Below are 23,320 nucleotides of genomic sequence, written 5' to 3'. Positions count from 1 at the left end.
CACGCACCCGGCTTCCTATGCCACGTTCCGCATGACCGTACGGGCCGGAGGGTACGAGCCGTGGACCCGGTGATCGTCGTCGGCGCCGGGCCCGTCGGGCTGACGCTGTCGCTGGCCCTCGCCGCCCAGGGCGTCCCCTCGGTCGTTCTCGACGAGGGCCCCGGCACGGAGGAGCCCCGTCCCGCCCGCACGGTCGTGCTGCGCGAGGACACCGCCGATCTGATGGGCCGCCTCGGCTGCCGGGAGCTGGACCGGGTCGGGCTGCGCTGGTCCGGGTGGCGTTCGATGCGCCGGAAGCAGCTGGTCCGGAACGTGCCGCTGAGCGGGGGCGGCGGCGACGAGGACGAAGCCCCGCTCACCGGGCTCCTTCCCGCGCCGCTCCATGTTCCGCAGCATGCGCTGAGCGCCGCGCTGCGTGCGGCGGCGGACAAGGCGCCGCTGGTCCAGCGGGTGCCGCTGAGCCGCATCGACACGCTGGAGCAGGACCCCGACGGCATCACGGTGCACACGAGGGAGCCGGGCTCGACCTGGTGGCGCGGGAGTTACCTGGTCGGTTGCGACGGCGCCCGGTCAACCGTGCGCAAGCTGCTGGACATCCGGTTTCCCGGTCGTACGGCGGTGGAGCGGCATGCCGTCGCCGCGCTCCGCGCCGAGCTGCCCTGGCCCGACGAGGCCGTCCTGCACCGGCAGCCTCCCTGGCGGACCGGGGGCGCCGAGGTCTCCGCCCGGCCACTGCCGGACGGCGTCTGGCGGCTGGACTGGCTGCTGCCGCCGCGTGGCGAACTGGTCACTCCCGAAGCCCTGATCACCCGTATCCGGGACACCCTGGCCGGCTGGTGCGGCGAGACCCCGGCGTACGAACTGCTGGACACCGGCGTCCACACGCTCCACCACCGGCTCGCCCGGCGCTGGCGCAAGCAGCGTGCCTTCCTCGCGGGGGACGCGGCGCACCTGCTGGGCGCCGTGGGCACGCAGGGTCTGGACGAGGGGATCCGGGACGCCGAGAACCTGGCCTGGAAGCTGGCCCACGCCTGGCACCACGGCCCGGCCGAGCACCTCCTCGACAGCTATCAGGCGGAGCGCCGGGCGGCGGTGGCCGCACGGCTGCGCGCCGCCGACCAGTCGCTGCCGATACTGCGCGGCGGAGGCGGCCTGCGGACCCTCGTCCCGGGCGCCGCACGTGGTCACGACACCCTGCTCTCCGACGGCCATCTGGGCTGCGGAGCCCTGGGTGCGCCCCCTTCGTACTCGCACTCCCCCCTTGCACCACCGCACACGGAGGCGCACGCCGTCGTCGGTACGCCCCCCGGTGCGCCGGTCGCCGATGTGACGGTGACGGCGCCGGACGGGACGGCGGCGCGTCTGCGGGAGCGGCTCGGGCGGGGCCACCCGCTGGTGATCCTGGTCGCGCCGGGGACCGGGGTCTGGGACCGGCGGCACTGGCAGACCGCGGGCGTCATGCCCCGCCTCACGGACGCCGTGGCGGCGCTCCCCGGGTCGACGGAGCTGCTGGTCACCGAGAGCTATCCGGGGGCATCGGCGCACACGGTCCTGCTGGTCAGGCCGGACGGGCACCTGGTGGCCGCCTTCGGCGGCGTACGGCCCGCGGAGCTGCTCGCCGCGGCACAGGCCGCTCTGGGCGGTGCGCCCCGCCAAGCGCGGGAGCCCGTGGAACAGGGTGACGGCGGGGACGAACGGGGTGCGGGGCGCGAACAGCGGCCCCGGGCACGGGTCCACGCCGACGGCACCGCCGGGCTCAACTGATCGATTGACCGTCACGGGCGCGCGTGGTGTACTCCAGATCATGACCGACACCGATGTGCGCCTGTGGCGGAGGGTCCATATGGACCTCGTCCGTTACGCGGGCTGCGTGTGTCGCCCGTCCTGCTGACTCGCCTCCCTCTGCCGGTGCGTGCCGCTCTCCGCACGGCCGGAACCCCGCGCGAACTCCCAGGACGGTCCTCGTGTCTTCCCCTCGCTCCGCCGTGCCCACGGCTGCCGCTGTTCCTTCCCCTTCCGCCCCCGTGACCGGGGGCTCCGCAACCTCTTCCGCCGCACCGACAGTCGCGGAGCTGATGGACTTCGTCCGCGGCGCCGCTCGGGACGAGGCGCTCATCGCCTCGCTCCCCCTCGATCCGGAGGGCCGCACCTGGATCCGGCTCGACGGACCGGGAGGCAGCGAAGCGTGGCTGATCGGCTGGCCGCCGCGCACCGGCACGGGCTGGCACGATCACGCAGACTCGTTCGGCGCGTTCACCACCGTGGCCGGCGCTCTCAGGGAGCACTCACTGGCCGTGCGGCTGCCCACCGACGGCTGGAAGACGCTGGAGCTGACGGACGAGGTGGACCGGTCGAGGAATCTGGCGACCGGTCAGGGCAGGGCCTTCGGGCAGAACCACGTCCATGAGGTCCTCAACGAGTCCGAGGTCGCCCACGCGGTCTCCGTCCACGCCTACTACCCGCCCCTGCCGCGGATCCGCCGGTTCAGCCGCACCGGTGCGGTGCTCCGCCTGGAGCAGACCGAGAGCCCGGAGGACTGGCAGTGAGCGAGGACCGGAACACCGACCGGGGCGAGGCCGCGCCGGACGCCCCGACGCCCGTGGGCATCGACGAACTGCTGGAGCGGGTCAGGGCCGGCTACGACCGGATCGGCCCGCCCGAGGCTGCCGCAGCAGCGGAGGCCGGGGCCCTCCTGGTGGACATCCGGTACGCGGCGCTCCGTGACCGGGACGGACTGATCCCGGGCGCGCTGGTCGTCGAACGCAACGAACTGGAGTGGCGGCTCGACCCCCGGGGCAGCCACCGTGCCGCCGAAGCGGTCGGCCACGACCTCCGGATCGTCGTCATCTGCAACGAGGGGTACGCCTCCAGCCTCGCGGTCGCCTCGCTGCGGCAGCTGGGCCTGCACCGGGCCACCGACCTGATCGGCGGCTTCCAGGCATGGCGCGGCGCGGGCCTTCCGGTCACCTCCGCCGCCACCTCCACCTGACACCCGGGAGCTGATGCCCGGGAGCTGGCGCCCGGGCGTCAGTTGCCGGGCACGACACCGGGATCTGCCACCTGACGCCTGCCACCTGAGCTCAGGTGGCAGGCGTCAGGCATCCGGTGACAGGCGTCAGGCATCAGCTCCGTTCGGATGTCACACACCCGAACGCCACGTTCCACTAGAGCAATCGCCGTGCGTGACCGACATTCGCCTCACACAGAGGACCGAAATGTACGGAGATGACGCATTCATGGCGACCGCTCTCCTCACCCCCGACCAGCTCGACGGCCAGGCTTCCCGGCTGCACGACACCCAGGCGTGGCAGCAGATCGTCACGGGGTGGGAGCGCACAGTCCCCGAGCCCTCCGAGCCCGTGCTCACTCCGGCGGGGCCGACGTCCGCACGGCTCGTGGAACCCACAAAACCCGAGGAACCCGCGGAATGCGCGCCCACAGCGCCCTTCGATTGGCGGACGCTGCTGTCCGTGCCCGTGGACCGGCTCGTCGACGACACCCTGCGGACGCTGCCCGCCGCGCCCCCGCACGAGCGCCCGCTGCCCGGGAGGCTGGGCGCGATGCTGCCCGACCGCGTCCACCTCTGGCGGCGGGTCGGGCAGAGCAACCTCCGCCCGTCGACCCATCTCGGCTACGCACGGCAGATCCTGGCCGAGTGGGGCTGGCAGAACACTCCGTACCGGCTGCGCAACACCCGTGGCGCACGCTGCGTCTGCGGCGCCCTCATCTCCGCGCACCGCCTCGGCTACGGCTCCCTCGACACCGTGGACCGGGCGGGTGCCTGGCTGATCACGGAGCTGCGCGCGCAGGGGTGGCCCGGACTGATCGGCCCCTGGAACCGCCATCCCGGCCGCACTGCAGTGGACGCCCTGGCCCTCGTCGACGCCACCATCCGCCGCGCGTCCCTGGCGGGACAGTGACCACGGGCCCCTGACCATCGGACGCGTGCCGTCGGGAGGTAACCGCCGGCTGTCGGACGCGGCCGCCGGACGCTGGCCGCCGGCGGCTGGCGGCTGGCGGCTGGCGGCAGGCGGCAGGCGGCAGGATGTCGGCCGCCGCTACCCCCTGCCCGGCCCCTGCCCCCTGGCCGCGCATATCTCCGGACCCCGTATTCAGAAAGGCTCGTCCAGGCCTTCCGTGTCCTCGCCCTCCTCCTCCAGCGCCTGACGCACCACCCGCAGGGCCATGCCTTCCCCGTATCCCTTGCGTGCGAGCATCCCCGCCAGGCGACGCAGCCGCTTGTCCCGGTCCAGGCCCCGTGTGGAGCGGAGTTTGCGAGCCACGAGCTCCCGCGCCGTCTCCTCCTCCTGATCCGGGTCGAGCCGACCGACCGCCTCGTCGATCACGGTGGAGTCCACGCCCTTCGTCCGCAGCTCACGGACGAGGGCACGGCGCGCGAGCCCCCGGCCGTGGTGCCGGGACTCCACCCATGCCCCGGCGAACGCCGCATCGTCGATCAGCCCGACGTCTTCGAAGCGCGCGAGCACTTCCTCGGCCGCCTCATCCGGGATCTCCCGCTTGCGCAGGGCGTCCGCGAGCTGTTTGCGCGTTCGCGGCGTCCCGGTGAGCAGCCGCAGGCAGATGTTGCGCGCCTGCTCGACCGGGTCACGCGGCTCCCCCTTCTCGGCCCTCGACGAGGAAGGGGAGCCGCTGCTTCTGGTGCCGGAGCGGGCACGGCGGCCCGCCCCCTCGCCGAATCCGCTCCCGGCGCCGGCTCCACCGCGTGAGCGGCGCCCGGGCCGCGCCCCGCCGCCCGCCTCCGGCTCGGCGGGCCCGTGGTCGGATTCAGGGTCGCCGCCGGGCTCGGCAGGGCCGCCCGGCCACTCCGTACGACGTGTCACGGCCTAGCTCTTGGCCGCCGCAGTCTTGGCCGGCTTGGCCTTGGCGGCCGCGGTGGTCGCCGGCTTCGCCGCCCCGTCGGCCGCCGGCGCTGCGGCCGCTGCCCCAGCGGCGTCCGCGGCAGGCTCGCCCGTAGCGGCGTCCGGACGGACACCGATCCCCAGCTTCTCCAGGATCTTCTTCTCGATCTCGTTGGCGAGGTCGGGGTTGTCCTTGAGGAAGTTGCGGGCGTTCTCCTTGCCCTGGCCGAGCTGGTCGCCCTCGTACGTGTACCAGGCGCCGGCCTTGCGGACGAAGCCGTGGTCCACGCCCATGTCGATCAGACCGCCCTCGCGGCTGATGCCCTGGCCGTAGAGGATGTCGAACTCCGCCTGCTTGAACGGCGGGGCGACCTTGTTCTTGACGACCTTGACGCGGGTGCGGTTGCCGACGGCGTCGGTGCCGTCCTTGAGCGTCTCGATCCGGCGGATGTCGAGGCGCACCGAGGCGTAGAACTTCAGTGCCCGGCCACCGGTGGTGGTCTCCGGGGAGCCGAACATCACGCCGATCTTCTCGCGGAGCTGGTTGATGAAGATCGCGGTGGTCTTGGACTGGTTGAGCGCACTGGTGATCTTGCGGAGGGCCTGGCTCATCAGACGCGCCTGGAGACCCACGTGCGAGTCGCCCATCTCGCCCTCGATCTCCGCACGGGGCACCAGGGCCGCCACGGAGTCGATGACGATCAGGTCCAGGGCGCCGGAGCGCACCAGCATGTCGACGATCTCCAGCGCCTGCTCACCGTTGTCCGGCTGGGACAGGATGAGGTTGTCGATGTCGACGCCGAGCTTCTTCGCGTACTCCGGGTCCAGTGCGTGCTCGGCGTCGATGAACGCCACCGAGCCGCCGAGCTTCTGCGCGTTCGCCACCGCGTGCAGCGTCAGCGTGGTCTTACCGGAGGACTCCGGTCCGTACACCTCCACCACACGGCCGCGCGGCAGACCGCCGACGCCGAGGGCGACGTCGAGAGCGGTCGATCCCGTGGGGATGACCTCGATGGGCTCGTTCGGCCGCTCACCCAGGCGCATCACCGCACCCTTGCCGAATTGCCGTTCAATCTGTGCGAGTGCGGCGTCCAGCGCCTTCTCGCGGTCGTTGCCTGCTGCCATGGGTTCCACCCGATTTGCTTGAGTCGATCGCTTCACGTCTCAGACGCTAACCCCTGCCACTGACAATGGGCCTCGACGTCCTCCCGGCCTGTGGACAACTCCACGGCCGAGCCCGGGAAAACCCGGCCGGAATCTCATCAGAATGGATGTTCGATTTTCATGTCAAGCGCACCACGCGGCCCCGCGGTCGCCCCTTGTCCTGTCGCACTGAAGATTAAGCGTTCTCACTGAACTTTGGTGACCGGCAGGTTCGTCTCATTCAAGTTTGAGCGGCGAACGCTTCTGGGTGCGGGGGTTGGCGGCTCCGCCTGCTGCCGAAGGGTGACGGGAGCCCGCTCCTGTTGCAGGACCGGCCACCACATCCCACCGCAACGGAACCGGACCCCGGCCTGGGCCTGGCGTGTGCAGCAGCGGGCGTGCCAAGATCCCTCGGTGATCGAGACCGCTGCCCAATTCGTCCAGCTGACCGCCCCGGAACAGGTATCTGATTCTCTCGTTGAGGAGCTGGCGTCCTGCTGGGTCGAGGTGACCAATGCCGGGGGCACCGCCGGTTTTCCGTTCCCTCCCGTGGACCTTGCGCAGACGGCGTCGGCCGTCGAGGCGATCGTGGAGTCCCTGGCGCCGGAGACGAGCCGACTGCTCCTCGTTCACGTCGAGGGAGAGCTGGCGGGCTGGCTGAACGTGCGCCGCGATCCGTTCGAACTCGTACGGCACTGGGGGACCGTGCACCACGTGCAGACCCGTCCCGCGGTCCGCGGTCGCGGACTCGGGATGCAGTTGATGCGCGAGGTTCGCACCCTTGCTCGCAAGGAGATGGGCTTGGAGCAGCTCCGTCTCGCCGCCCGCGCAGGGGTGGGGCTGGAGGGGTTCTACGGACGGCTCGGCTGGAAGGAGATCGGACGCTGGCCCGGGGCTCTCCGGTTCGGTCAGAACGATGACCGTGACGAGGTGCTCATGCTGCTGTCCCCGTTGTGATCCGCTGCCGCGTTGCTCCTGTGCCCGGTGCAGGTACGCGCCTCATGCGGCATGGAGGTGGTCTGCCCGGGGCGCGTGGTGGTGGCGAAAGCCGCCGGGGGCGAGCACGGCGTCCGCCAGGTGGGGATGGGTCGCGGGCAGATTGGCGTGGACGTGCGCGCCCTCGCTGTGTGCAACGGGCGCCGTGGCTTCTGCTGAGTCGGCGGGCCAGGAGCGGACGGCGAGGACCGCAGAGGCGAGCGCGACGGCGGTCAGGGCCAGCACGGCCGCTTGGAGGCCGGCGGCGGCGCCGAGCCATCCGGCGAGTGGGTAGGTGGCGAGCCAGCAGGCGTGCGAGAGGGAGAAGTGCGCCGCGAAGGCGGTCGTGCGGTGCTCGGGGGACGTGTACTGCCTGATGATCTTCCCGGCCGGGGTCAGGACCAGAGAGCCGGCGGCGCCGAACGCGGCCCAGATGGTGAGCAGGGCGGGCCAGCGCCAGTCCCCGGTGCGCGCTGCGGTGACCAGGGCGGCTCCTGCAAAGACGCCTGGCAGGGCGAGAACTCCGGTGAGCATCGCCTTCCGGTCAGGAACGTGCTTCAGGAGGCGGGGGAGGAACAGGGCCACAACCATGGAGCCGCCGCCGTAAGCGCCAAGCGCGAGGGCCACGTCGCCCGCCGCCAGCGAGAGGTGGCCGCGCACGTAGACGACGGTGTTGACCAGGACGAGCGCGCCGCCCGCCGCGACCGCGAGATCCATCCAGAGCAGGGAACGCAGCGCGGGCGCCCCGAGGAGAAGCCGGATCCCCGCCGTCACCCTGCCCTGGACTCCTTCCTGGTGCTGCATGCCGGCCGCCGCAGCGCGCTTGGGCAGAACGGCGGAGAGGACCAGGATCGCGGAGGCCGCGAACCCGGCCGCGGTCCCCAGGAACAGCCAGTTGTACGTCGTGACGGCCAGCAGTGCCGCGGCGAGGGCCGGGCTGAAGAGACTTTCGGTATCGTAGGCGAGCCGCGACAGCGAGAGTGCGTGGGTGTAGTCGCGCTCGTCGGGCAGAACGTCGGGGACGACAGCTAGGAACGCCGGCGTGAACGCGGCCGAGGCCGCCTGCAGGACGAAGACGAGCACGTAGACCTGCCAGACCTGATCCACAAACGGCAGAGCGAGCGCCACACCCCCGCGCACGCCGTCCGACCAGACCATGACGGCCCGGCGAGGCACCCGCTCGGCCAGCGCGGCGATCACCGGGGCCAGGCCCACGTAAGCCGCCATCTTGATGGCCAGCGCCGTACCGAGCACCGATCCCGCGCGCGGTCCGGCGATGTCGTAGGCGAGCAGTCCGAGGGCGACCGTGGCCAGCCCGGTGCCGGCCAGGGCGACGACGTGGGCGGTGAACAAGTGCCGGTAGGCGCGGTTGCGCAGCACTGTGAGCATGCGGGTCCCCCTCGCTGCGAGGAGCGTTCCCCGCCCCGCCAACGTACCAATCATGTGCGCAGGTGCGCACGTGTTGACGGAATGGATGGGTGCGTATGGCCATGCGCGGCCTAGGGTGTGGGAGTGTCCATCAGCAAGGAACCTTCACCTGCGTCATCTGTGCACCAGCAAGCGGTTGACGAGAGGCGGCTGTCCGAGGCCGCCGAGGTGTTCGCGCTACTCGCGGACTCCACCCGCCTGCACCTGCTGTGGCTGCTCGCCCAGGAGGAGGCCGACGTCGGCACCCTCAGCGAGCGCTGCGCCGCATCGCGGACCGGGGTGAGCCAGCACCTGGCGAAGTTGCGACTGGCCGGGTTGGTCGACACGCGCCGGGAGGGACGACACGTCGTCTACCGACTGACGGACGGGCACCTGCGCCGGCTCGTCATCGAGGCCCTCAGCCACGCCGATCACCGCGTCACCGGTGCCGCCGCCCACGACTGACTCGTGCCGCCGAGCTCCTCTCGGCGGACCAGTTCGGGCGTCGGCCGTCACTCAAACTTCAGTGAGATCGCTCAACGTTCAATGCGACAGGACACCCCTTGACCGAAGCCCTTGACCGAAGCCCTTGACCGAACGTAGCCGAATCTGCACCCCTGGGCGTATCGCCCTATATTCAATCGATATGGGATCGATTGCAGGGCTCGGCGCACCCGACGGAGGGCAGGCCCCCGGATCCGATCTGGCCGGTCGCGTGGCACTCGTCGCCGGTGGCACCCGCGGGGCCGGGAGAGGCATCGCCGTCCAGCTCGGCGCCGCCGGGGCGACCGTGTATGTGACCGGCCGTACGAGCGGGTCCGAGCGGTCCGAGATGGACCGGCCCGAAACGATCGAGGAGACCGCGGCCCTGGTCGACGCGGCGGGCGGTCGGGGCATCGCCGTCCAGGTCGATCATCTGGTTCCCGACCGGGTCAGGGCGCTGGTGGCCCGCATCGCGAGCGAACAGGGCGCCCTGCACATTCTGGTGAACGATATCTGGGGCGCCGAGATCGAGTGGGACAGGCCGGTGTGGGAGTCGTCGCTCGACACCGGGCTGCACACCCTGCGGCTGGCCGTCGGCACCCATGCCATCACCAGTCACTTCGCGCTGCCGCTGCTGATCGAGACACCGGGCGGCCTGGTCGTCGAGATGACCGACGGGACGGACGAGTACAACGCGTCCCACTACCGTGTCTCGTTCTTCTACGACCTGGCCAAGGCCGCGGTGAACCGGATGGCCTTCGCCCTCGGCCATGAACTCGCACCGCACCACGCGACGGCCGTGGCGCTCACCCCGGGCTGGCTCCGGTCCGAGGCGATGCTCCAGGCCCACGGGGTGACCGAGACCACCTGGCGGGACGCCGTCGCGCACACGCCCCACTTCGCGGTCTCCGAGTCCCCCGCGTACGTCGGCCGCGCTGTGGCCGCCCTCGCCGGCGACCCCGAGGTGGCCCGCTGGAACGGCAGGTCGCTCTCCAGCGGGCAACTCGCCCAGGTGTACGGCTTCACGGATGTGGACGGGAGCCGACCCGACGCCTGGCGGTATCTGACCGAGGTCCAGGACCCCGGCCTGCCGGCCGATGTGACGGGCTACCGCTGAGGCGGCCCGCCACGACCGACTGCTACCGCCGAGGCCACACCAGACGGCGTATCCGGGACGGCAAGGGCCTCCCGGGCGTGCGGCTGCTGCCCCCGTGCACGCGTGGGTCGTCGGTGACGTCGTACCGCTTCACATAGGCGCCGAGGAACGCCTGGAGCGTGGCGATGGCGGGAATGGCGACCAGCGCTCCGACCGCGCCCAGCAGGGCCGTGCCGGCGATGACCGATCCGAAGGCGACCGCGGGGTGGATGTCGACGGTCTTCGCGGTCAGCTTGGGCTGGAGCACGTAGTTCTCGAACTGCTGGTAGATCACGACGAACCCGAGCACGTACAGCGCGTACCAGGGGTCGACCGTGAAGGCGATCAGCATGGGCAGGGCGCCCGCGAGATACGTGCCGATGGTGGGGATGAACTGCGAGACGAGTCCGACCCAGACGGCGAGTGCCGGGGCGTAGGGCACCCCGAGGATCACCAACAGGACGTAGTGCGCTACGCCGGAGATCAACGCCATCAGACCGCGCGAGTAGATGTATCCGCCGGTCTTGTCGACCGCGATCTCCCAGGCGCGCAGCACCTCGGTCTGCCGGGCCGGCGGCAGGACTGAGCACAGGGCGCGGCGGAGCCGGGGACCGTCGGCCGCGAAGTAGAAGGAGAACAGGAAGATCGTCAACAGCCGGAACAGCCCGCCGAGAACCGTGGTGGAGACGTCGAGCACTCCGGTGGCGCTGTTCTGGACGTACTTCTGCAGCCAGTCGGAGTGCAGCAGGCTGTCCTGGACCTCGACCCGGGAGAGTTCGGTACGGAAGGTCTGGTTGACCCAGTTGATCACCGAGTCGATGTACTTGGGGAACTCGTCGACCATGTCGACGATCTGGCCCGCGAGCATCGACCCCAGCAGCACCACGAATCCGACGCCGAAGATCGTCACTGCGAGGAAGACGAGGAACGTGGCCAGCCCGCGGCGTATGCCGCGACCCGCCATCCGGCCGACCGCGGGCTCGATGGCGAGCGCGAGGAAGAACGCGATCAGCACGTTCGTCAGCAACCCGATGAGCTGGTAGAACGCCCAACTGCCGAGCTGGAAGCAGGCGTAGAGCGCCAGGGCCAGCACCATCGCACGCGGCAGCCAGCCGGGCATGCGGACCCCGCCTGCGCCGGAGGGCGGCGCGGGTGGTGCGGCCGGCGGGGCGGGCGGGGATGCGGACGGCTGGGCCGGGGCGGTCTCGTCTGTCGATGACACGGGACAAGTCTGGCCTATGCCGCCGGCCACCGGTCCCCCGCCCCGAGCCGACCATTCCGGTTCCGCCCCGGTCCCGTCCCCGCCCGGAACGGGGTTCAGCGCTCGCCCGCCGGAACGCACACGGGCTTCAGCGCCTGTCGGCCGGAACGTCCATGGCCGTACAGACCCCGCGCCAGACGTCCTTGGCGTCCCAGCCCGCGTCCAGGGCCTGGTGCACCGTGCGGCCGCCGAGTTCGGCCATCACATGGTCACGGGCGAAGGAGTCCGCGTACGCCGCACCGAAGTGGTCGGCCATCCGCTCCCAGAAAATCGTCAACCGCATGCCACCAGTATCCCGCTCCTGAGAGTGCAGCCGGTCCGCCGGGCATGTGCCGGACGCCTTTCCCCTCTACGGTCGGTCCATGGCTGGAACCGGAGCAAGCACCCTCGCGCGAGCCGAGCAGTTCATCTGGCTCACGGCCCGTGTCCTCGAACAGCGGAGGTTCGCCCATGGCTTCCTGGACGGAGATCCCGACGCCGTCGAAACGGCCCTGTCCGCCTATCAGAACGAGGACGGCGGCCACGGTCACGCGCTGGAACCCGATCTCCGGGGTCCGGTCAGCCAACCGCTGCACACCGCCCATGCGCTGAGCGTTCTTGATTCGATCGATCGCTGCACCGGACAGCGCGTCGAACGGATCTGTCGCTTTCTGACCGATGTGTCAACCAAAGAAGGCGCGCTTCCCGCTCTGCTTCCTACACAGCGCGGGTACCCGGCGGCCCCGTTCATCCCCATCGTCGACGACCCTCCGGCGGAGCTGCTCGCGACCGGCCCGGTCGTCGGGCTGCTCCACGGCAATCAGGTGTGGCACGCCTGGTTGTTCCGGGCGACGGACTTCTGCTGGAGTGCCGTCGAGGCTCTGGAACAGTCCCATCCTTACGAGATCGAGGCCGCGGTCGCCTTTCTGGACTGCGCCCCGGACCGGGCCCGCGCCGAGGTGGCGGCCGACCGGCTCGGCCGCCTGGTGCGCGAACAACGGCTCGCGGTGCTCGATCCCTCCCGGCGGGCGGAGTACCCGGTGGCGACGGGTTACGCGCCGGGCGAGCACCACTTCCCGCACGACTACGCCCGTACGCCCGGGTCCCTGGCCCGCCGCTGGTTCACGGACGAGGAGCTGGAGCGCTCGCTCGACCACCTGGCCGCCGAGCAGCAGGACGACGGCGGATGGCCGGTGACCTGGCGTCAGTGGGCGCCGGGAACCGCACTGGAAGGGCGCCCCCTGGTGACGCTCAGGGCCTTGGGGACGCTCCGCTCGTACGGTCGTCCGCTCGGCTGACCGCGTGTCCGGTGTGGTCGACGGATCCCTCCCCGCGTTCGGTTTTCGGGCGTTCGGCTCGCTCAGGCCAGTGCCCGGACGCCGGCCGTGACCAGGACTCCCGCGCCGACGACGACCAGGAAGGGAGCGCGGAGGACCAGAGCGAGTGCCGCCGCCCCGAGACCGGCGGCACGGGCGTCGAGGACGAGCTGCTGACCGTCGCCGAAGGTCTGCTGTGCGGTGAGAGCCGCCAGCAGCGCCACGGGCAGCAGAGCGGCCATCCGCTGGACCAGCGGTCGCTCCAGCACACCCGCGGGCACCAGCAGGCCCAGGAGCTTGGCGAGGTAGCAGCCCGCCACGGTCAGTCCGATCGCGATCCAGACGTTCATGGGTGCCGCTCCTCCTTCTCCTGCTGTGCCGTCTTCTTCTGCCGGGTCGCCGCGCCGTCCTCGGGGCCCTCGGGGTTCGGTCCCCGTTTCGTCCGTCCCATGAGGAAGAGGACGACGGGTGCCGCGAGCGCCGACAGCAGAACGGGCACGCCCGCCGGCAGAACGGGCAGCAGCGTCAGCGCCAGCAGGACGGCCAACCCCGCCGTGACGCGTTCGATGGTGCTCTTGAGCATCGGCGCGAGCAGCGCGAGGAACACCGCGGGACTCGCCGCGTCCAGGCCCCACGCGTCGGTGTCGCCCAGCGCCTCGGCGCCCAGGGCGCCCACCAGGGTGGTGAGGTTCCACAGCACGTACAGGGTGAGTCCGGTGACCGTGAAGCCGATGCGCGCGGCCCGCCGGGTGGGCTGGGGCAGGGTGACCGCGGTCGTCTCGTCGATGACCCAGTGGGCGGCGAAGGGCCGTACCGCGCGGGGAAGCGCGAGCAGTTGCGAGAGCCGCAGACCGTAGAACGCGTTCCGGACGCCCAGGAAGAACGCCCCGGCCGCCGCGGTGTAGGGATTGCCACCCGCGGCCAGCGCGCCGACCAGGGCGAACTGCGAGGCGCCGGTGAAGACGAGAAGACTCAGGACGCAGGTCTGGAGCAGGCCGAGTCCGGAGCCCGCGGAGGTGACGCCGAAGGCGAAGCCGGAGAGCCCGACGGCGATGCCGACGCCTAGCGCGTCGCGGACGACGGCCGCGTCCGGCTTGTCCGGAAGGGCCTCGGCCGACCGGCCGGGCGGACCGGGCGGACCGGGCGGACCGGGCGATATGGCACCGGGTGCGCCGGTGCTCCCTGGGAGTGCTGTCTGTTCTGCCACGCCCGGAACGCTACGGGGATCACCAGGGCCGGGTCTTGTACGTTCTTGCACACCAGTCGGCACTTTCCGCACACGCAGAGTTGCAGTCTGCACACCCACTGACATGTTCTGCGCCATCAGCGGTACGTTCTTGCGCCCTCACCGGCCGGGCCGAGGCACTCCGCGCTCGCGCTGGTAGGCGCCGGGTGGCACACCCACGATCCGGGTGAAGTGGCGATTGAGGTGCGGCTGATCCGTGAAGCCGACGGCGGTCGCGGCCTCGGCGGGAGCGACACCGGCGTCGAGCATGCGACGGGCCCTGCGCACCCGGGCGTCGGTGAGCCACGTGTGGGGCGGCATCCCGTACTCCTTCTTGAACGCTCTCAGCAGCGCGAACGGGCCGGTGCCCAGCTCGGCGGCGAGCGCCTCCAGTGTGGGCGGGGCGGTCATGCGCTCCTCCAGCGCGGCGCGGGCGCGCACGGCGTTCCGCGCACCCCCGGCGTGCGCGGCCAGTCCGGGCAACGGGCTGCCGTGCTGGCTGAGGAGCCGCGTGACGAGGACCCGCAGCAGGCTGTCGGCCGCCAGCGCGTTTCCCTCCTCCGCCGCCCGGTGCACCTCGGTGATCAGGCGGGAGGCATGGGGGTCGGTCACCCGGGTCTCGGCGAAGCCGACCGTGCCGCGCAGGGACGTCACATCGGCCGCGATGTCGTTGACGACCTGGGCCGACGGGTAGAGCGTGGCGTACGCCCACCCCTCGGGCGCCCCGGAGCGGGCGGTGTGCGGCACCTCCGGATTGATCATGACGACGGTCCCGGGGACCGCGTGGACCGTGCCGCCGGGCAGCCCCACGTCCTCCACCCCGCCGGTGACGGCGCCGAAGACATACCCCTCGTGGCTGTGCCGGGGGAAGGTGTGGCGGACGTACCGGGCGCGCAGCAGATCGAGGTCGGGCAGCGCGGCGTACTGCCAGTGCCGTGCCCATTCCTCCGTGCCGTCCGCTCCCGTCATGGCGCCATTCTCGCAGGTCCCGGCCGTGCGCCACCGGCTGAGCGGACCATCGCGGGCGGTGTCACCGGCCCGTTGTCAGTGCCGGGGTGCACGATGGGGAGCATGACCGGATCCGCGCTCGACGCGTTCTCGCCCGCGACCCGCAGTTGGTTCGCCGGGGCTTTCAGCGCGCCCACCGCGGCGCAGGAGGGTGCCTGGCGGGCCATCGGCGAGGGCAGCGATGTCCTGGTCGTCGCGCCGACCGGTTCCGGTAAGACACTGGCCGCGTTCCTCGCCTCGCTGGACCGGCTGGCGGCCGAGGCGCCACCCGCCGATGCGAAGAAGCGCTGCCGGGTGCTGTACGTGTCCCCGCTCAAGGCCCTCGCGGTCGACGTCGAGCGCAATCTCCGCTCGCCGCTGACCGGCATCCGCCAGGAGTCGGTGCGTCTGGGCCTGCCGGAGCCGGAGGTGCGGGTCGGCATCCGGTCCGGAGACACCCCGCCCGCCGAGCGGCGCTCCCTGGTGACCAGGCCGCCGGACATCCTGATCACCACGCCCGAGTCGCTGTTCCTGATGCTGACGTCCTCCGCCCGGGACGCGCTGGCCGGCGTCGAGACGGTGATCCTCGACGAGGTGCACGCGGTCGCCGGCACGAAGCGCGGCGCCCACCTCGCCCTGTCCCTGGAGCGTCTCGACGAGCTGCTGCCGCGTCCTGCCCGACGCATCGGCCTGTCCGCGACGGTCCGGCCGGTCGACGAGGTGGCCCGCTTCCTGTCGCCGCAGCGCAAGGTGGAGATCGTCCAGCCCCGGTCCACCAAGGAATTCGACCTCTCGGTCGTGGTCCCGGTCGAGGACCTGGGCGAGCTGGGCGGCTCCCCCGCCACGGACGGTGACTCCGGCCAGGCGGACAAGCCCTCGATCTGGCCGCATGTCGAGGAGCGCATCGCCGATCTCGTGCAGTCGCACCGCTCCACCATCGTCTTCGCCAACTCCCGGCGACTGGCGGAGCGGCTGTGCAACCGACTGAACGAGATCGCGTACGAGCGGGCCACCGGCACCGCGTTCGACCCCGACAACCCGGCCCCCGCCCTCCCGGAGGCGCACGCCCCCGCCGAGATCATGGCCCAGTCCGGTGCGGGCAGGGGCGCTCCCGCCCTGCTGGCCCGTGCCCACCACGGCTCGGTCTCCAAGGAGCAGCGGGCCCAGGTCGAAGAGGACCTCAAGGCGGGCCGGCTGCCCGCCGTGGTGGCCACCTCCAGCCTGGAGCTGGGCATCGACATGGGCGCGGTCGACCTGGTGATCCAGGTGGAGTCCCCGCCCTCCGTCGCCTCCGGCCTCCAGCGGGTGGGCCGGGCCGGACACCAGGTGGGGGCGGTCTCCACCGGAGTGGTCTTCCCGAAGTACCGCGGCGATCTGGTGCAGGCCGCCGTCGTCACCGAGCGGATGCGGACAGGGGCGATCGAGGCGCTGCGCATCCCGTCCAACCCGCTGGACGTCCTCGCCCAGCAGCTGGTCGCCATGGTGGCGCTGGACAGCTGGCAGGCGGACGACCTGCTGGCCCTGGTCCGCCGGGCGGCCCCGTTCGCCTCGCTTCCCGAGTCCGCGTTCACCGCCGTGCTCGACATGCTCGCCGGACGCTATCCCTCCGACGCCTTCGCGGAGCTGCGCCCCCGGGTCGTGTGGGACCGCGTCGGGGGCACGGTCACGGGCCGCCCGGGGGCGCAGCGGCTCGCCGTCACCTCGGGCGGCACCATTCCCGACCGAGGGCTCTTCGGAGTCTTCCTCGCCGGGGCCGACCCCAAGAAGGGCGGCGGCCGGGTCGGCGAGCTGGACGAGGAGATGGTCTACGAGTCCCGTGTGGGCGACGTCTTCACCCTGGGCACCACGTCCTGGCGGATCGAGGACATCACCCGCGACCGGGTCCTCGTCTCGCCCGCCCCGGGTGTTCCGGGCCGGCTGCCGTTCTGGAAGGGCGACCAGCTGGGCCGTCCCCTGGAGCTCGGGCGCGCCCTGGGAGCGTTCCTCCGGGAGATCGGCGGACTGTCCGAGGAGGACGCCCGGCTGCGCCTGCTGGCCGCCGGGCTCGACGCCTGGGCGGCGGACAACATCCTGGCCTATCTGGACGAGCAGCGCCGGGCCTGCGGCCACGTCCCGGACGACCGGACGATCCTGGTCGAGCGGTTCCGGGACGAGCTGGGCGACTGGCGGGTCGTCGTGCACTCCCCCTTCGGCGCCCAGGTGCACGCCCCCTGGGCGCTCGCGCTCTCCGCCCGCCTCGGTGAGCGCTACGGGATGGACGCCCAGGTGATGCACGCCGACGACGGGATCGTGCTGCGGCTGCCCGACGCGGACATGATGGGCCTGGACCTGCTCGATTTCGACGCCCCGGGGCCCCCGGACACCGAGCACGGCGGGCCCGCGCCGGGAGCTGCGGCGTACGACAGCGACCAGCCGCCGGTGGCGGCCGCCGACGTCGTCTTCGACCAGGGCGAGGTCCAGCAGATCGTCACCGACCAGGTGGGCGGCTCGGCCCTGTTCGCCGCCCGGTTCCGGGAGTGCGCCGCGCGCGCCCTGCTGCTGCCCCGGCGCTCCCCCGGAAAGCGCACCCCGCTCTGGCAGCAGCGGCAGCGGGCTTCCCAACTGCTGCAGGTCGCCTCGGAGTTCGGCTCGTTCCCGATCGTTCTGGAGGCCGTCCGCGAATGCCTCCAGGACGTGTTCGACGTCCCCGGGCTCACGGAACTGATGGGCGACCTTGAGGCGCGCCGGGTCCGGCTGGTCGAGGTGACCACCCAGGAGCCCTCGCCCTTCGCCCGCTCGCTCCTCTTCGGTTACGTGGCGCAGTTCCTGTACGAGGGCGACTCGCCCCTCGCCGAACGGCGCGCCGCCGCCCTTTCCCTGGACTCCCACCTTCTCGCCGAGCTGCTGGGCCAGGCGGAGCTGCGCGAACTGCTCGACCCCGAGGTCCTCACCGAGCTGGAGCGGGAGCTGCAGTGGCTCACCGAGGACCGGCGGATCAAGGACGTCGAGGGGGTCGCCGACCTGCTGCGCGTGCTCGGTCCGCTCACCGACGCCGAGCTCGCCGAGCGGGGCGCCGAGCCGTCCTGGGCACCGGAGCTGGCGTCGGCCCGCCGGGCGATCCAGGTCCGGATCGCCGGGGCCGATCACTGGGCGGCGATCGAGGACGCGGGCCGGCTGCGCGACGCCCTGGGCACCGCGCTCCCGGTCGGCGTTCCCGAGGCGTTCACCGAGCCGGTGAAGGACCCGCTCGGCGACCTCCTCGCCCGCTTCGCCCGGACGCACGGCCCGTTCACCGCCGCCAGGGCCGCCGAGCGCTTCGGGCTGGGCACCGCCGTCACCGACGGGGCGCTGCAACGGCTGTCGGCCTCCGGCAGGACCGTCCAGGGCGAATTCCACCCGGCGGGCATCGGTCAGGAATGGTGCGACGCCACGGTGCTGCGCCGGCTCCGCCGCCGTTCGCTGGCGGCGCTCCGTCAGGAGCTGGAGCCGGTGCCTCCCGCTGCCCTCGCCTCCTTCCTCCCCCAGTGGCAGCACTTCGGCTCCAACGGCCTGCGGGGCATCGACGGGCTGGCCCGCGCCGTCGAGCAGCTTCAGGGCGCTCCCGTTCCCGCGTCGGCGCTGGAGAAGCTGATCCTGCCGAGCCGCGTCATGGGCTACGCCCCGGCGATGCTCGACGAGCTGACGACGACCGGCGAGGTCGTCTGGGCCGGGGCGGGAGCCCTGCCCGGCAAGGACGGCTGGGTCTCCCTCTACCTCGCCGACAGCGCGCCGCTCCTCCTGCCTCCCCCGCACCCGCTGGAGCTGTCGGCGCTCCACGAGTCCGTGCTCACCACGCTCTCCGGCGGGTACGGCCTCTTCTTCCGGCAGATCGCCGACCAGGTCCGGGCCACCACCCACCCGGGCTGCACGGACCAGCAGCTGGCCGACGCCCTGTGGGACCTGGCCTGGTCCGGGCGGCTCACCAACGACACCCTGGCCCCGCTGCGTTCGCTCCTGGGCTCGGGGCGGACGGCGGGCTCCACGGCCCACCGCTCCCGGCGAAGCGTCCCGCGCGGGCGCTACGGCTCGCTCACCGCCGCCGCCCGCCCCGCGTCCCGGACCGGCCCGCCGACCGTATCGGGCCGCTGGTCCCTGCTGCCCCCGGCCGAACCGGAACCGACCCACCGCGCCCACGCCCTGGCCCGGGCCCTCCTCGACCGGCACGGCGTGGTGACCCGCGGCGCGGTGCAGGCCGAAGGGGTGGAGGGCGGTTTCTCCGCGACGTACCGCATTCTGGCCGCCTTCGAGGACAACGGGCAGGCGCGGCGCGGCTATGTGGTCGAGGGGCTCGGGGCCGCCCAGTTCGCGATGGACGGCGCGGTGGACCGCCTGCGGGCGGCCTCCACGGCCCGCGACCGTCGGGATCCGGACTCCGCACCCCAGGCTCTGGTGCTGGCCGCGGCCGACCCGGCCAACGCGTACGGCGCCGCCCTGCCGTGGCCCGAGTCCCCTGACGGCGCCGGACACAAGCCGGGCCGCAAGGCGGGGGCGCTGGTGGTCCTGGTCGACGGCGAGCTGACGCTCTACATGGAGCGGGGCGGGAAGACCCTCCTGGCCTGGCCGTCCGACCCCGAGGCCCCGGCCCTGCGGGCGGCGGCCGAGGCCCTGGCCGCCTCGGCCCGCGCCGGCGCCCTGGGCACGGTGACGGTGGAGCGGACGAACGGCGTCTCCTCCCTCACCTCGCCGCTGGGCCGGACGCTGGAGTCCGCAGGGTTCCTCGCCACTCCGAGAGGTCTGCGCCTGCGCGCCTGATCCGAGGTGCCGATGATCCGAGATGCCGCCCCCGCCCGTCCCGGGCCCGGCATCTCGACGGACAGCACCTCGGTGGACAGCACCTCGGTGGACGGCACCTGCCCCGTCAACCGAGGCCACCGACCCCCGGCCGGACGCAACCCGACCCGACGGCGGGCCGGGCCATCGCACGAACGGCCCGGCCCGGCCCATCATGGAGGCATGCCAGAAGGAGACACCGTCCTCCAGACCGCCGCCCGGCTCCACGAGGCGCTGGCCGGGCAGGTGCTGACCCGGTCGGACCTGCGCGTCCCCCGTTTCGCCACCGCCGACCTCTCCGGCCGGACCGTCCTGGACGTCACCGCCCGCGGCAAGCACCTGCTGACCCGTGTCGAGGGCGGCCTGACCCTGCACAGCCACCTCCGGATGGACGGCGCCTGGAGGGTGTACGCCCCGGACGAACGCTGGCGAGGCGGCCCGGGGCACCAGATCCGCGCGATCCTCGCCAACGCGGAGCACACCGCGGTCGGCTACCGGCTCCCGGTGCTGGAGCTGCTGCGCACCAGCGAGGAGGACCGGGCCGTGGGCCATCTGGGCCCTGATCTGCTGGGCCCCGACTGGGATCCCGGCCTGGCCCTGGACCGACTGCTCGCCGCGCCGGAGCGCCCCCTCGGCGAGGCGCTCCTGGACCAGCGCAATCTGGCGGGCATCGGCAATGTCTACAAATGCGAGCTGTGCTTCCTGGCCCGCGTCACGCCTTGGCTCCCCGTGGGCGCCCTCCCCGACGGCGCGCTCCTCCGGCTCGTCACGCTCGCCGAGCGATTGCTGCACGCCAACCGCGACCGCCCCACCCGCACCACGACGATCACCTCCGAACTCCGCACGCCACCGGGCCCACCGAGCCCGCCCACCACAGCACACCCACCGAGCACCCCGGCCACCACACCGACCCCGGCCCCCGCCCGCCCACGCGCCCGGCCGCCCGTTCGCGTACAGGAGCGGCTGTACGTCTACGGGCGGGCCCGTCGCCCCTGTCTGCGCTGCGGAACCCCGATCCGTCTCACCGACCAGGACGCCCGCCCCACCTACTGGTGTCCCGGTTGCCAATCAGGACCGACCCCCTAGTTGACGACCCGTCAGATACGGTCGTACGGTCCCGTCATGCCTCTCTCCGCGTACGACCTCACGGGCCGCGCCGCGTTCATCACCGGCGCGGCGAGCGGCATCGGGCGGGCGAGCGCCCTGCTGCTGGCGGAGGCCGGGGCGACGGTGCACTGCGCGGACCGTGACGAGACGGGGCTGCGCCGGACGTACGACCTGATCGCCGACGCGGGCGGCAGCGCCCGGGCCCACCCTCTCGACGTCACCGACCGCGACCAGGTCCGTGCGGCCGTCGGCGCGGCCGGGCATCTCGACGTCCTGGTCGCCTCGGCCGGGATCATGCACACCAGCAGCGTGCTGGAGACGGCGGACGAGGACCTGGACCGCGTGCTGGCCGTCAACTTCCTGGGGGTGCTGTACGCCTGCCAGGAAGTGGCCCGCTCCATGACGGCCCGCTCCGCCCCCGGCTCGTTGATCACGATGGCGTCCGGCGCGGTGGACTCCGCGAGCGCGGGCCTGCTCTGCTACAGCGTCGCGAAGGCCGCCGTGGTGCAGCTCACCAAGACGCTCGCCACGGAGCTGGGGCCTCACGCCATACGGGTGAACGCCGTCGCGCCCGGCTGGATCCGTACGCCCATGACCGACCGGCACGATGCCTCGGGTCAGCACCGGGCGGAGGCGACGATGGCCCGGATCTCCCCACTGGGCCGGGTCGGCGAACCGGAGGACGTCGCACATACCGTGCTGCACCTGGCCTCGGACGCCTCGGCCTTCATGACCGGTCAGATTCTCCGGCCGAACGGCGGCGTCGCCATGCCCTGGTAGACCACCGCCGCGTCAACGAACCCAACGAGCCCGACGGCCCGAGCAGACCCGACCACCCTGACCGCCCCGACCGCCCGGGCGGGCTCACCGGGCTCATCGGCACGACCGACGCGACATGCACCGGCAGCAGGCTCAGCCCCCAGCCCCCCGCCGCCACCGCCCCCTCCACCAGCCCCGCCTGTTCCGGACGCAGCACCAGCCGGAGCACCGCCCACCACCACAGTCCGCCGAGAACAAGCGCCGGCACCCATCGCCGTATCATCGCTGCCTCCCGCGGCCGACGTCCTTTCCGGCAGTTTCCCCTGGCAGCGGCCGTGGTGCATCCAGAACGCCCGGCCGAGGGGTCACCCACACGGGAGTGCCCCCGCCGAAACGGCGGGGGCACTCGAACCCTGGGGCAGTGGCTCCGAAGGCTCAGGGCTACTTGTCGTCGTCCCGGCGGAGGGAGTCCTTCACGCCCTTGGCGCGGTCGCCGATTCCGCCCGCCGTGTCCTTGGCCCCGCCCTTGGCCTGATCGGCCTTGCCCTCGGCCTCCTTGCGGCGGTCGCCGGTCAGCTTGCCGACAGCCTCCTTGCCCTTGCCCTTCAGCTTGTCCTTGGCTCCGTCACTCATGATGTCGCTCCTTCTGCTAGGGACGTATCGCGGTCGTCGGTCGGGCTCCGGTTCAGGCGCTCTCCGCCTGGAACATCCAGGCATGCTTCTCAAGCTCCGCCGTCAGCCCGATCAGCAGGTCCTGGGTGATCGGATCCGGCTCGTCGGTCGCCTCGATGCGCTCCCGCATCCGGCCGATGACCACGCTCAGCGCGTCCACCAGGATCCGCACGGCGTCGGTGTCCTTGATCCAGCCCTCGGGCACGGACGCGATGGCGGTCTCCTTGGCCACCGTGCCGGACCGCCCGTCCGGGTTGACCCCGACCGCCGAGGCGCGCTCGGCGACCGTGTCGGAGTGCTGCCGGGCCGTGACGACGACGTCGTCGAGCTGAAGGTGCACGGAACGGAAGCGTGGACCGACCACGTTCCAATGGACCTGCTTGGCCACCAGGGAAAGGTCGACGAGGTCGACCAGAGCGCCCTGCAGCGCCGTTCCCACGACCTTGAGGTCGCTCTCGGACAACGTGCTCTTGACCACAGACATGTGCGCTACTCCCATCCGTCAGCCGCTTCGCTGACCGTCTCGGTGCATCACCCACGATGGCACATATGAAGCAAAACGGTCACGCGGGCCTTGTCCTCCGTCTGCCCACCCGCCGAAGGCTCACACCCGTACGAGGCGCGTGACTCCCAGGCCGCACGGAGGACCCGGCGGTCACGTGGACGTCGAACGCGAAAGTCCCGGCCGACCCCGGTAGGGGCCGACCGGGACTCGGTCGAGCAACTGTGCCGCGTGGATCAGGCGGCGACGACGTCCACCGCTTCCGCGGGCGCCTTGATGGTCACCCGGCCCGACGGCACACCTGCTACCGACGAGACGGAGACGGAGTTGAGCATGGGACGAACCGGTACTGGGACCGGATCACTGGCAGCTGCCGACTCGGCCAGCTCAGCGAGCGAGAGCTCGTCGCTCACTTCACGCATGAGCTCGGACATCCGTACGTCAAGCGCGTCGCAAATCGCGGAGAGCAGCTCGGAGGATGCCTCCTTCTGCCCCCGCTCCACCTCGGAGAGATAACCGAGCGAGACCCGGGCGGACGAGGAGACTTCGCGCAGAGTACGGCCTTGGCGCTGGCGCTGCCGACGCAGCACGTCACCCAGCAGGCGACGGAGCAGAATCATCGGTGGCTCCCTCCTCGGACCGCGTAGCCGCATCCTTCACGCCCTACCGTACCGCCTTGTGCTGCGGCCGTGCGGGGAGCGATGTCGTGTTCACTCAGGGCT

Annotated in this window: 24 protein-coding genes; 12 read left to right on the top strand and 12 right to left on the bottom strand. The window is 72.1% G+C overall.

Translation table 11 applies throughout. The features are described 5' to 3' along the window. The first annotated feature begins 60 nt into the window (after nt 1–60). The 5 genes from ACIQRW_RS36425 (at nt 61) to ACIQRW_RS36405 (ending at nt 3,920) form a co-directional block, all read left to right on the top strand. A complete protein-coding gene (locus ACIQRW_RS36425) occupies nt 61–1,764 on the top strand; it encodes an FAD-dependent monooxygenase (RefSeq protein WP_403769124.1) in 1,704 nt (567 codons plus the stop codon). Between the two features lie 40 nt (nt 1,765–1,804). Then, nucleotides 1,805–1,891, top strand: coding sequence for a putative leader peptide (locus tag ACIQRW_RS36420; protein WP_311605579.1), 87 nt, complete (start codon nt 1,805–1,807; stop codon nt 1,889–1,891). A 73-nt stretch (nt 1,892–1,964) separates the two neighbouring features. Next, nucleotides 1,965–2,546: a cysteine dioxygenase gene (locus ACIQRW_RS36415; protein WP_403769122.1), complete on the top strand. Its 582-nt coding sequence runs from the start codon at nt 1,965–1,967 to the stop codon at nt 2,544–2,546. Next, on the top strand, nt 2,543–2,989 hold the full coding sequence (locus tag ACIQRW_RS36410) for a rhodanese-like domain-containing protein (RefSeq protein WP_403769119.1): 447 nt from the start codon (nt 2,543–2,545) through the stop codon (nt 2,987–2,989). The genes ACIQRW_RS36415 and ACIQRW_RS36410 overlap by 4 nt, the downstream gene beginning before the upstream one ends. A gap of 247 nt (nt 2,990–3,236) precedes the next feature. Next, nucleotides 3,237–3,920, top strand: coding sequence for a hypothetical protein (locus ACIQRW_RS36405; RefSeq protein ID WP_403769116.1), 684 nt, complete (start codon nt 3,237–3,239; stop codon nt 3,918–3,920). A 192-nt stretch (nt 3,921–4,112) separates the two neighbouring features. Here ACIQRW_RS36405 and recX read toward each other — a convergent pair whose 3' ends face one another. Both recX and recA read right to left on the bottom strand, forming a co-directional pair. Beyond that, nucleotides 4,113–4,841, bottom strand: coding sequence for a recombination regulator RecX (recX, locus tag ACIQRW_RS36400; RefSeq protein WP_403769113.1), 729 nt, complete (start codon nt 4,839–4,841; stop codon nt 4,113–4,115). Nucleotides 4,842–4,844: 3 nt separating this feature from the next. Then, on the bottom strand, nt 4,845–5,984 hold the full coding sequence (gene recA / locus ACIQRW_RS36395) for a recombinase RecA (protein ID WP_403769110.1): 1,140 nt from the start codon (nt 5,982–5,984) through the stop codon (nt 4,845–4,847). Nucleotides 5,985–6,416: 432 nt separating this feature from the next. On the opposite strand from recA, the gene ACIQRW_RS36390 reads away from it, so the two are divergent. Continuing rightward, nucleotides 6,417–6,959, top strand: a complete 543-nt coding sequence (locus ACIQRW_RS36390; RefSeq protein WP_403769107.1) for a GNAT family N-acetyltransferase — start codon at nt 6,417–6,419, stop codon at nt 6,957–6,959. Between the two features lie 42 nt (nt 6,960–7,001). Here the strand turns inward: ACIQRW_RS36390 and ACIQRW_RS36385 are convergent, their stop codons facing one another. After that, nucleotides 7,002–8,366, bottom strand: coding sequence for an MFS transporter (locus tag ACIQRW_RS36385; RefSeq protein WP_403769104.1), 1,365 nt, complete (start codon nt 8,364–8,366; stop codon nt 7,002–7,004). A 123-nt stretch (nt 8,367–8,489) separates the two neighbouring features. On the opposite strand from ACIQRW_RS36385, the gene ACIQRW_RS36380 reads away from it, so the two are divergent. Beyond that, nucleotides 8,490–8,849 (top strand): ArsR/SmtB family transcription factor, encoded by a 360-nt coding sequence (locus ACIQRW_RS36380; protein ID WP_403769101.1) that lies wholly within the window; start codon nt 8,490–8,492, stop codon nt 8,847–8,849. A gap of 250 nt (nt 8,850–9,099) precedes the next feature. Then, on the top strand, nt 9,100–9,984 hold the full coding sequence (locus ACIQRW_RS36375; RefSeq protein ID WP_403769164.1) for an SDR family oxidoreductase: 885 nt from the start codon (nt 9,100–9,102) through the stop codon (nt 9,982–9,984). Nucleotides 9,985–10,006: 22 nt separating this feature from the next. Here the strand turns inward: ACIQRW_RS36375 and ACIQRW_RS36370 are convergent, their stop codons facing one another. Then, entirely contained in the window at nt 10,007–11,122 is a 1,116-nt protein-coding gene (locus ACIQRW_RS36370; RefSeq protein ID WP_403769161.1) for an AI-2E family transporter, read from the bottom strand. Between the two features lie 229 nt (nt 11,123–11,351). Next, nucleotides 11,352–11,546, bottom strand: coding sequence for a DUF3046 domain-containing protein (locus tag ACIQRW_RS36365; RefSeq protein WP_003965827.1), 195 nt, complete (start codon nt 11,544–11,546; stop codon nt 11,352–11,354). A gap of 79 nt (nt 11,547–11,625) precedes the next feature. Here ACIQRW_RS36365 and ACIQRW_RS36360 point away from each other — a divergent pair, with 79 nt between their 5' ends. Continuing rightward, nucleotides 11,626–12,540 (top strand): hypothetical protein, encoded by a 915-nt coding sequence (locus tag ACIQRW_RS36360; RefSeq protein ID WP_403769098.1) that lies wholly within the window; start codon nt 11,626–11,628, stop codon nt 12,538–12,540. 62 nt (nt 12,541–12,602) lie between these two features. On the opposite strand, the gene ACIQRW_RS36355 is transcribed toward ACIQRW_RS36360, so the two are convergent. The 3 genes from ACIQRW_RS36355 to ACIQRW_RS36345 all read right to left on the bottom strand — a co-directional run bounded on the left by ACIQRW_RS36355 (nt 12,603) and on the right by ACIQRW_RS36345 (nt 14,752). Next, entirely contained in the window at nt 12,603–12,908 is a 306-nt protein-coding gene (locus tag ACIQRW_RS36355) for an AzlD domain-containing protein (protein ID WP_003965829.1), read from the bottom strand. Then, nucleotides 12,905–13,765, bottom strand: a complete 861-nt coding sequence (locus ACIQRW_RS36350) for an AzlC family ABC transporter permease (RefSeq protein ID WP_403769092.1) — start codon at nt 13,763–13,765, stop codon at nt 12,905–12,907. Before ACIQRW_RS36350 ends, ACIQRW_RS36355 begins: the two co-directional genes overlap by 4 nt. Before the next feature lie 138 nt (nt 13,766–13,903). After that, the gene (locus tag ACIQRW_RS36345) at nt 13,904–14,752 is read right to left on the bottom strand and encodes an AraC family transcriptional regulator (protein ID WP_403769090.1); all 849 of its coding nucleotides are present in this window, start codon (nt 14,750–14,752) and stop codon (nt 13,904–13,906) included. 102 nt (nt 14,753–14,854) lie between these two features. Between ACIQRW_RS36345 and ACIQRW_RS36340 the strand changes: the two genes are divergently transcribed. The 3 genes from ACIQRW_RS36340 (at nt 14,855) to ACIQRW_RS36330 (ending at nt 21,445) form a co-directional block, all read left to right on the top strand. Then, the gene (locus ACIQRW_RS36340; RefSeq protein ID WP_403769087.1) at nt 14,855–19,540 is read left to right on the top strand and encodes a DEAD/DEAH box helicase; all 4,686 of its coding nucleotides are present in this window, start codon (nt 14,855–14,857) and stop codon (nt 19,538–19,540) included. Between the two features lie 201 nt (nt 19,541–19,741). After that, entirely contained in the window at nt 19,742–20,644 is a 903-nt protein-coding gene (locus ACIQRW_RS36335; RefSeq protein WP_403769084.1) for an Fpg/Nei family DNA glycosylase, read from the top strand. A 36-nt stretch (nt 20,645–20,680) separates the two neighbouring features. Continuing rightward, nucleotides 20,681–21,445 carry an SDR family NAD(P)-dependent oxidoreductase gene (locus tag ACIQRW_RS36330; protein ID WP_403769082.1) on the top strand — a complete coding sequence of 255 codons (765 nt, stop codon included), beginning with the start codon at nt 20,681–20,683 and terminating at the stop codon, nt 21,443–21,445. On the opposite strand, the gene ACIQRW_RS36325 is transcribed toward ACIQRW_RS36330, so the two are convergent. From ACIQRW_RS36325 to ACIQRW_RS36310, 4 genes are all read right to left on the bottom strand, one after another. Beyond that, nucleotides 21,393–21,707, bottom strand: a complete 315-nt coding sequence (locus tag ACIQRW_RS36325; protein ID WP_403769079.1) for a hypothetical protein — start codon at nt 21,705–21,707, stop codon at nt 21,393–21,395. The genes ACIQRW_RS36330 and ACIQRW_RS36325 overlap by 53 nt on opposite strands. 158 nt (nt 21,708–21,865) lie before the next feature. Beyond that, a complete protein-coding gene (locus tag ACIQRW_RS36320; RefSeq protein WP_069755312.1) occupies nt 21,866–22,057 on the bottom strand; it encodes a CsbD family protein in 192 nt (63 codons plus the stop codon). Between the two features lie 52 nt (nt 22,058–22,109). Continuing rightward, on the bottom strand, nt 22,110–22,580 hold the full coding sequence (locus tag ACIQRW_RS36315; protein ID WP_228927694.1) for a Dps family protein: 471 nt from the start codon (nt 22,578–22,580) through the stop codon (nt 22,110–22,112). A gap of 254 nt (nt 22,581–22,834) precedes the next feature. Then, complete coding sequence (locus ACIQRW_RS36310; RefSeq protein ID WP_003965837.1) at nt 22,835–23,218, bottom strand: helix-turn-helix domain-containing protein; 384 nt, start codon at nt 23,216–23,218, stop codon at nt 22,835–22,837. Nucleotides 23,219–23,320: the final 102 nt, after the last annotated feature.

Origin of the sequence: Streptomyces sp. NPDC091287 (assembly GCF_044768525.1) — a bacterium.
Classification (GTDB): domain Bacteria; phylum Actinomycetota; class Actinomycetes; order Streptomycetales; family Streptomycetaceae; genus Streptomyces.
This window is presented reverse-complemented; position numbering and strand designations above follow the sequence as displayed.

Excerpts from the sequence above, each read along its gene's own strand:
- ACIQRW_RS36420 (WP_311605579.1), top strand. The coding sequence starts at position 1,805 with ATGACCGACACCGATGTGCGCCTGTGGCGGAGGGTCCATATGGACCTC.
- ACIQRW_RS36345 (WP_403769090.1), bottom strand. The coding sequence starts at position 14,752 with ATGACGGGAGCGGACGGCACGGAGGAATGGGCACGGCACTGGCAGTAC.
- ACIQRW_RS36365 (WP_003965827.1), bottom strand. The coding sequence starts at position 11,546 with ATGCGGTTGACGATTTTCTGGGAGCGGATGGCCGACCACTTCGGTGCG.
- ACIQRW_RS36325 (WP_403769079.1), bottom strand. The coding sequence starts at position 21,707 with ATGATACGGCGATGGGTGCCGGCGCTTGTTCTCGGCGGACTGTGGTGG.
- ACIQRW_RS36360 (WP_403769098.1), top strand. The coding sequence starts at position 11,626 with ATGGCTGGAACCGGAGCAAGCACCCTCGCGCGAGCCGAGCAGTTCATC.
- ACIQRW_RS36355 (WP_003965829.1), bottom strand. The coding sequence starts at position 12,908 with ATGAACGTCTGGATCGCGATCGGACTGACCGTGGCGGGCTGCTACCTC.
- ACIQRW_RS36320 (WP_069755312.1), bottom strand. The coding sequence starts at position 22,057 with ATGAGTGACGGAGCCAAGGACAAGCTGAAGGGCAAGGGCAAGGAGGCT.
- ACIQRW_RS36315 (WP_228927694.1), bottom strand. The coding sequence starts at position 22,580 with ATGTCTGTGGTCAAGAGCACGTTGTCCGAGAGCGACCTCAAGGTCGTG.
- ACIQRW_RS36330 (WP_403769082.1), top strand. The coding sequence starts at position 20,681 with ATGCCTCTCTCCGCGTACGACCTCACGGGCCGCGCCGCGTTCATCACC.
- ACIQRW_RS36405 (WP_403769116.1), top strand. The coding sequence starts at position 3,237 with ATGGCGACCGCTCTCCTCACCCCCGACCAGCTCGACGGCCAGGCTTCC.
- ACIQRW_RS36340 (WP_403769087.1), top strand. The coding sequence starts at position 14,855 with ATGACCGGATCCGCGCTCGACGCGTTCTCGCCCGCGACCCGCAGTTGG.
- ACIQRW_RS36370 (WP_403769161.1), bottom strand. The coding sequence starts at position 11,122 with ATGCCCGGCTGGCTGCCGCGTGCGATGGTGCTGGCCCTGGCGCTCTAC.
- ACIQRW_RS36335 (WP_403769084.1), top strand. The coding sequence starts at position 19,742 with ATGCCAGAAGGAGACACCGTCCTCCAGACCGCCGCCCGGCTCCACGAG.
- recA (WP_403769110.1), bottom strand. The coding sequence starts at position 5,984 with ATGGCAGCAGGCAACGACCGCGAGAAGGCGCTGGACGCCGCACTCGCA.
- ACIQRW_RS36310 (WP_003965837.1), bottom strand. The coding sequence starts at position 23,218 with ATGATTCTGCTCCGTCGCCTGCTGGGTGACGTGCTGCGTCGGCAGCGC.
- ACIQRW_RS36385 (WP_403769104.1), bottom strand. The coding sequence starts at position 8,366 with ATGCTCACAGTGCTGCGCAACCGCGCCTACCGGCACTTGTTCACCGCC.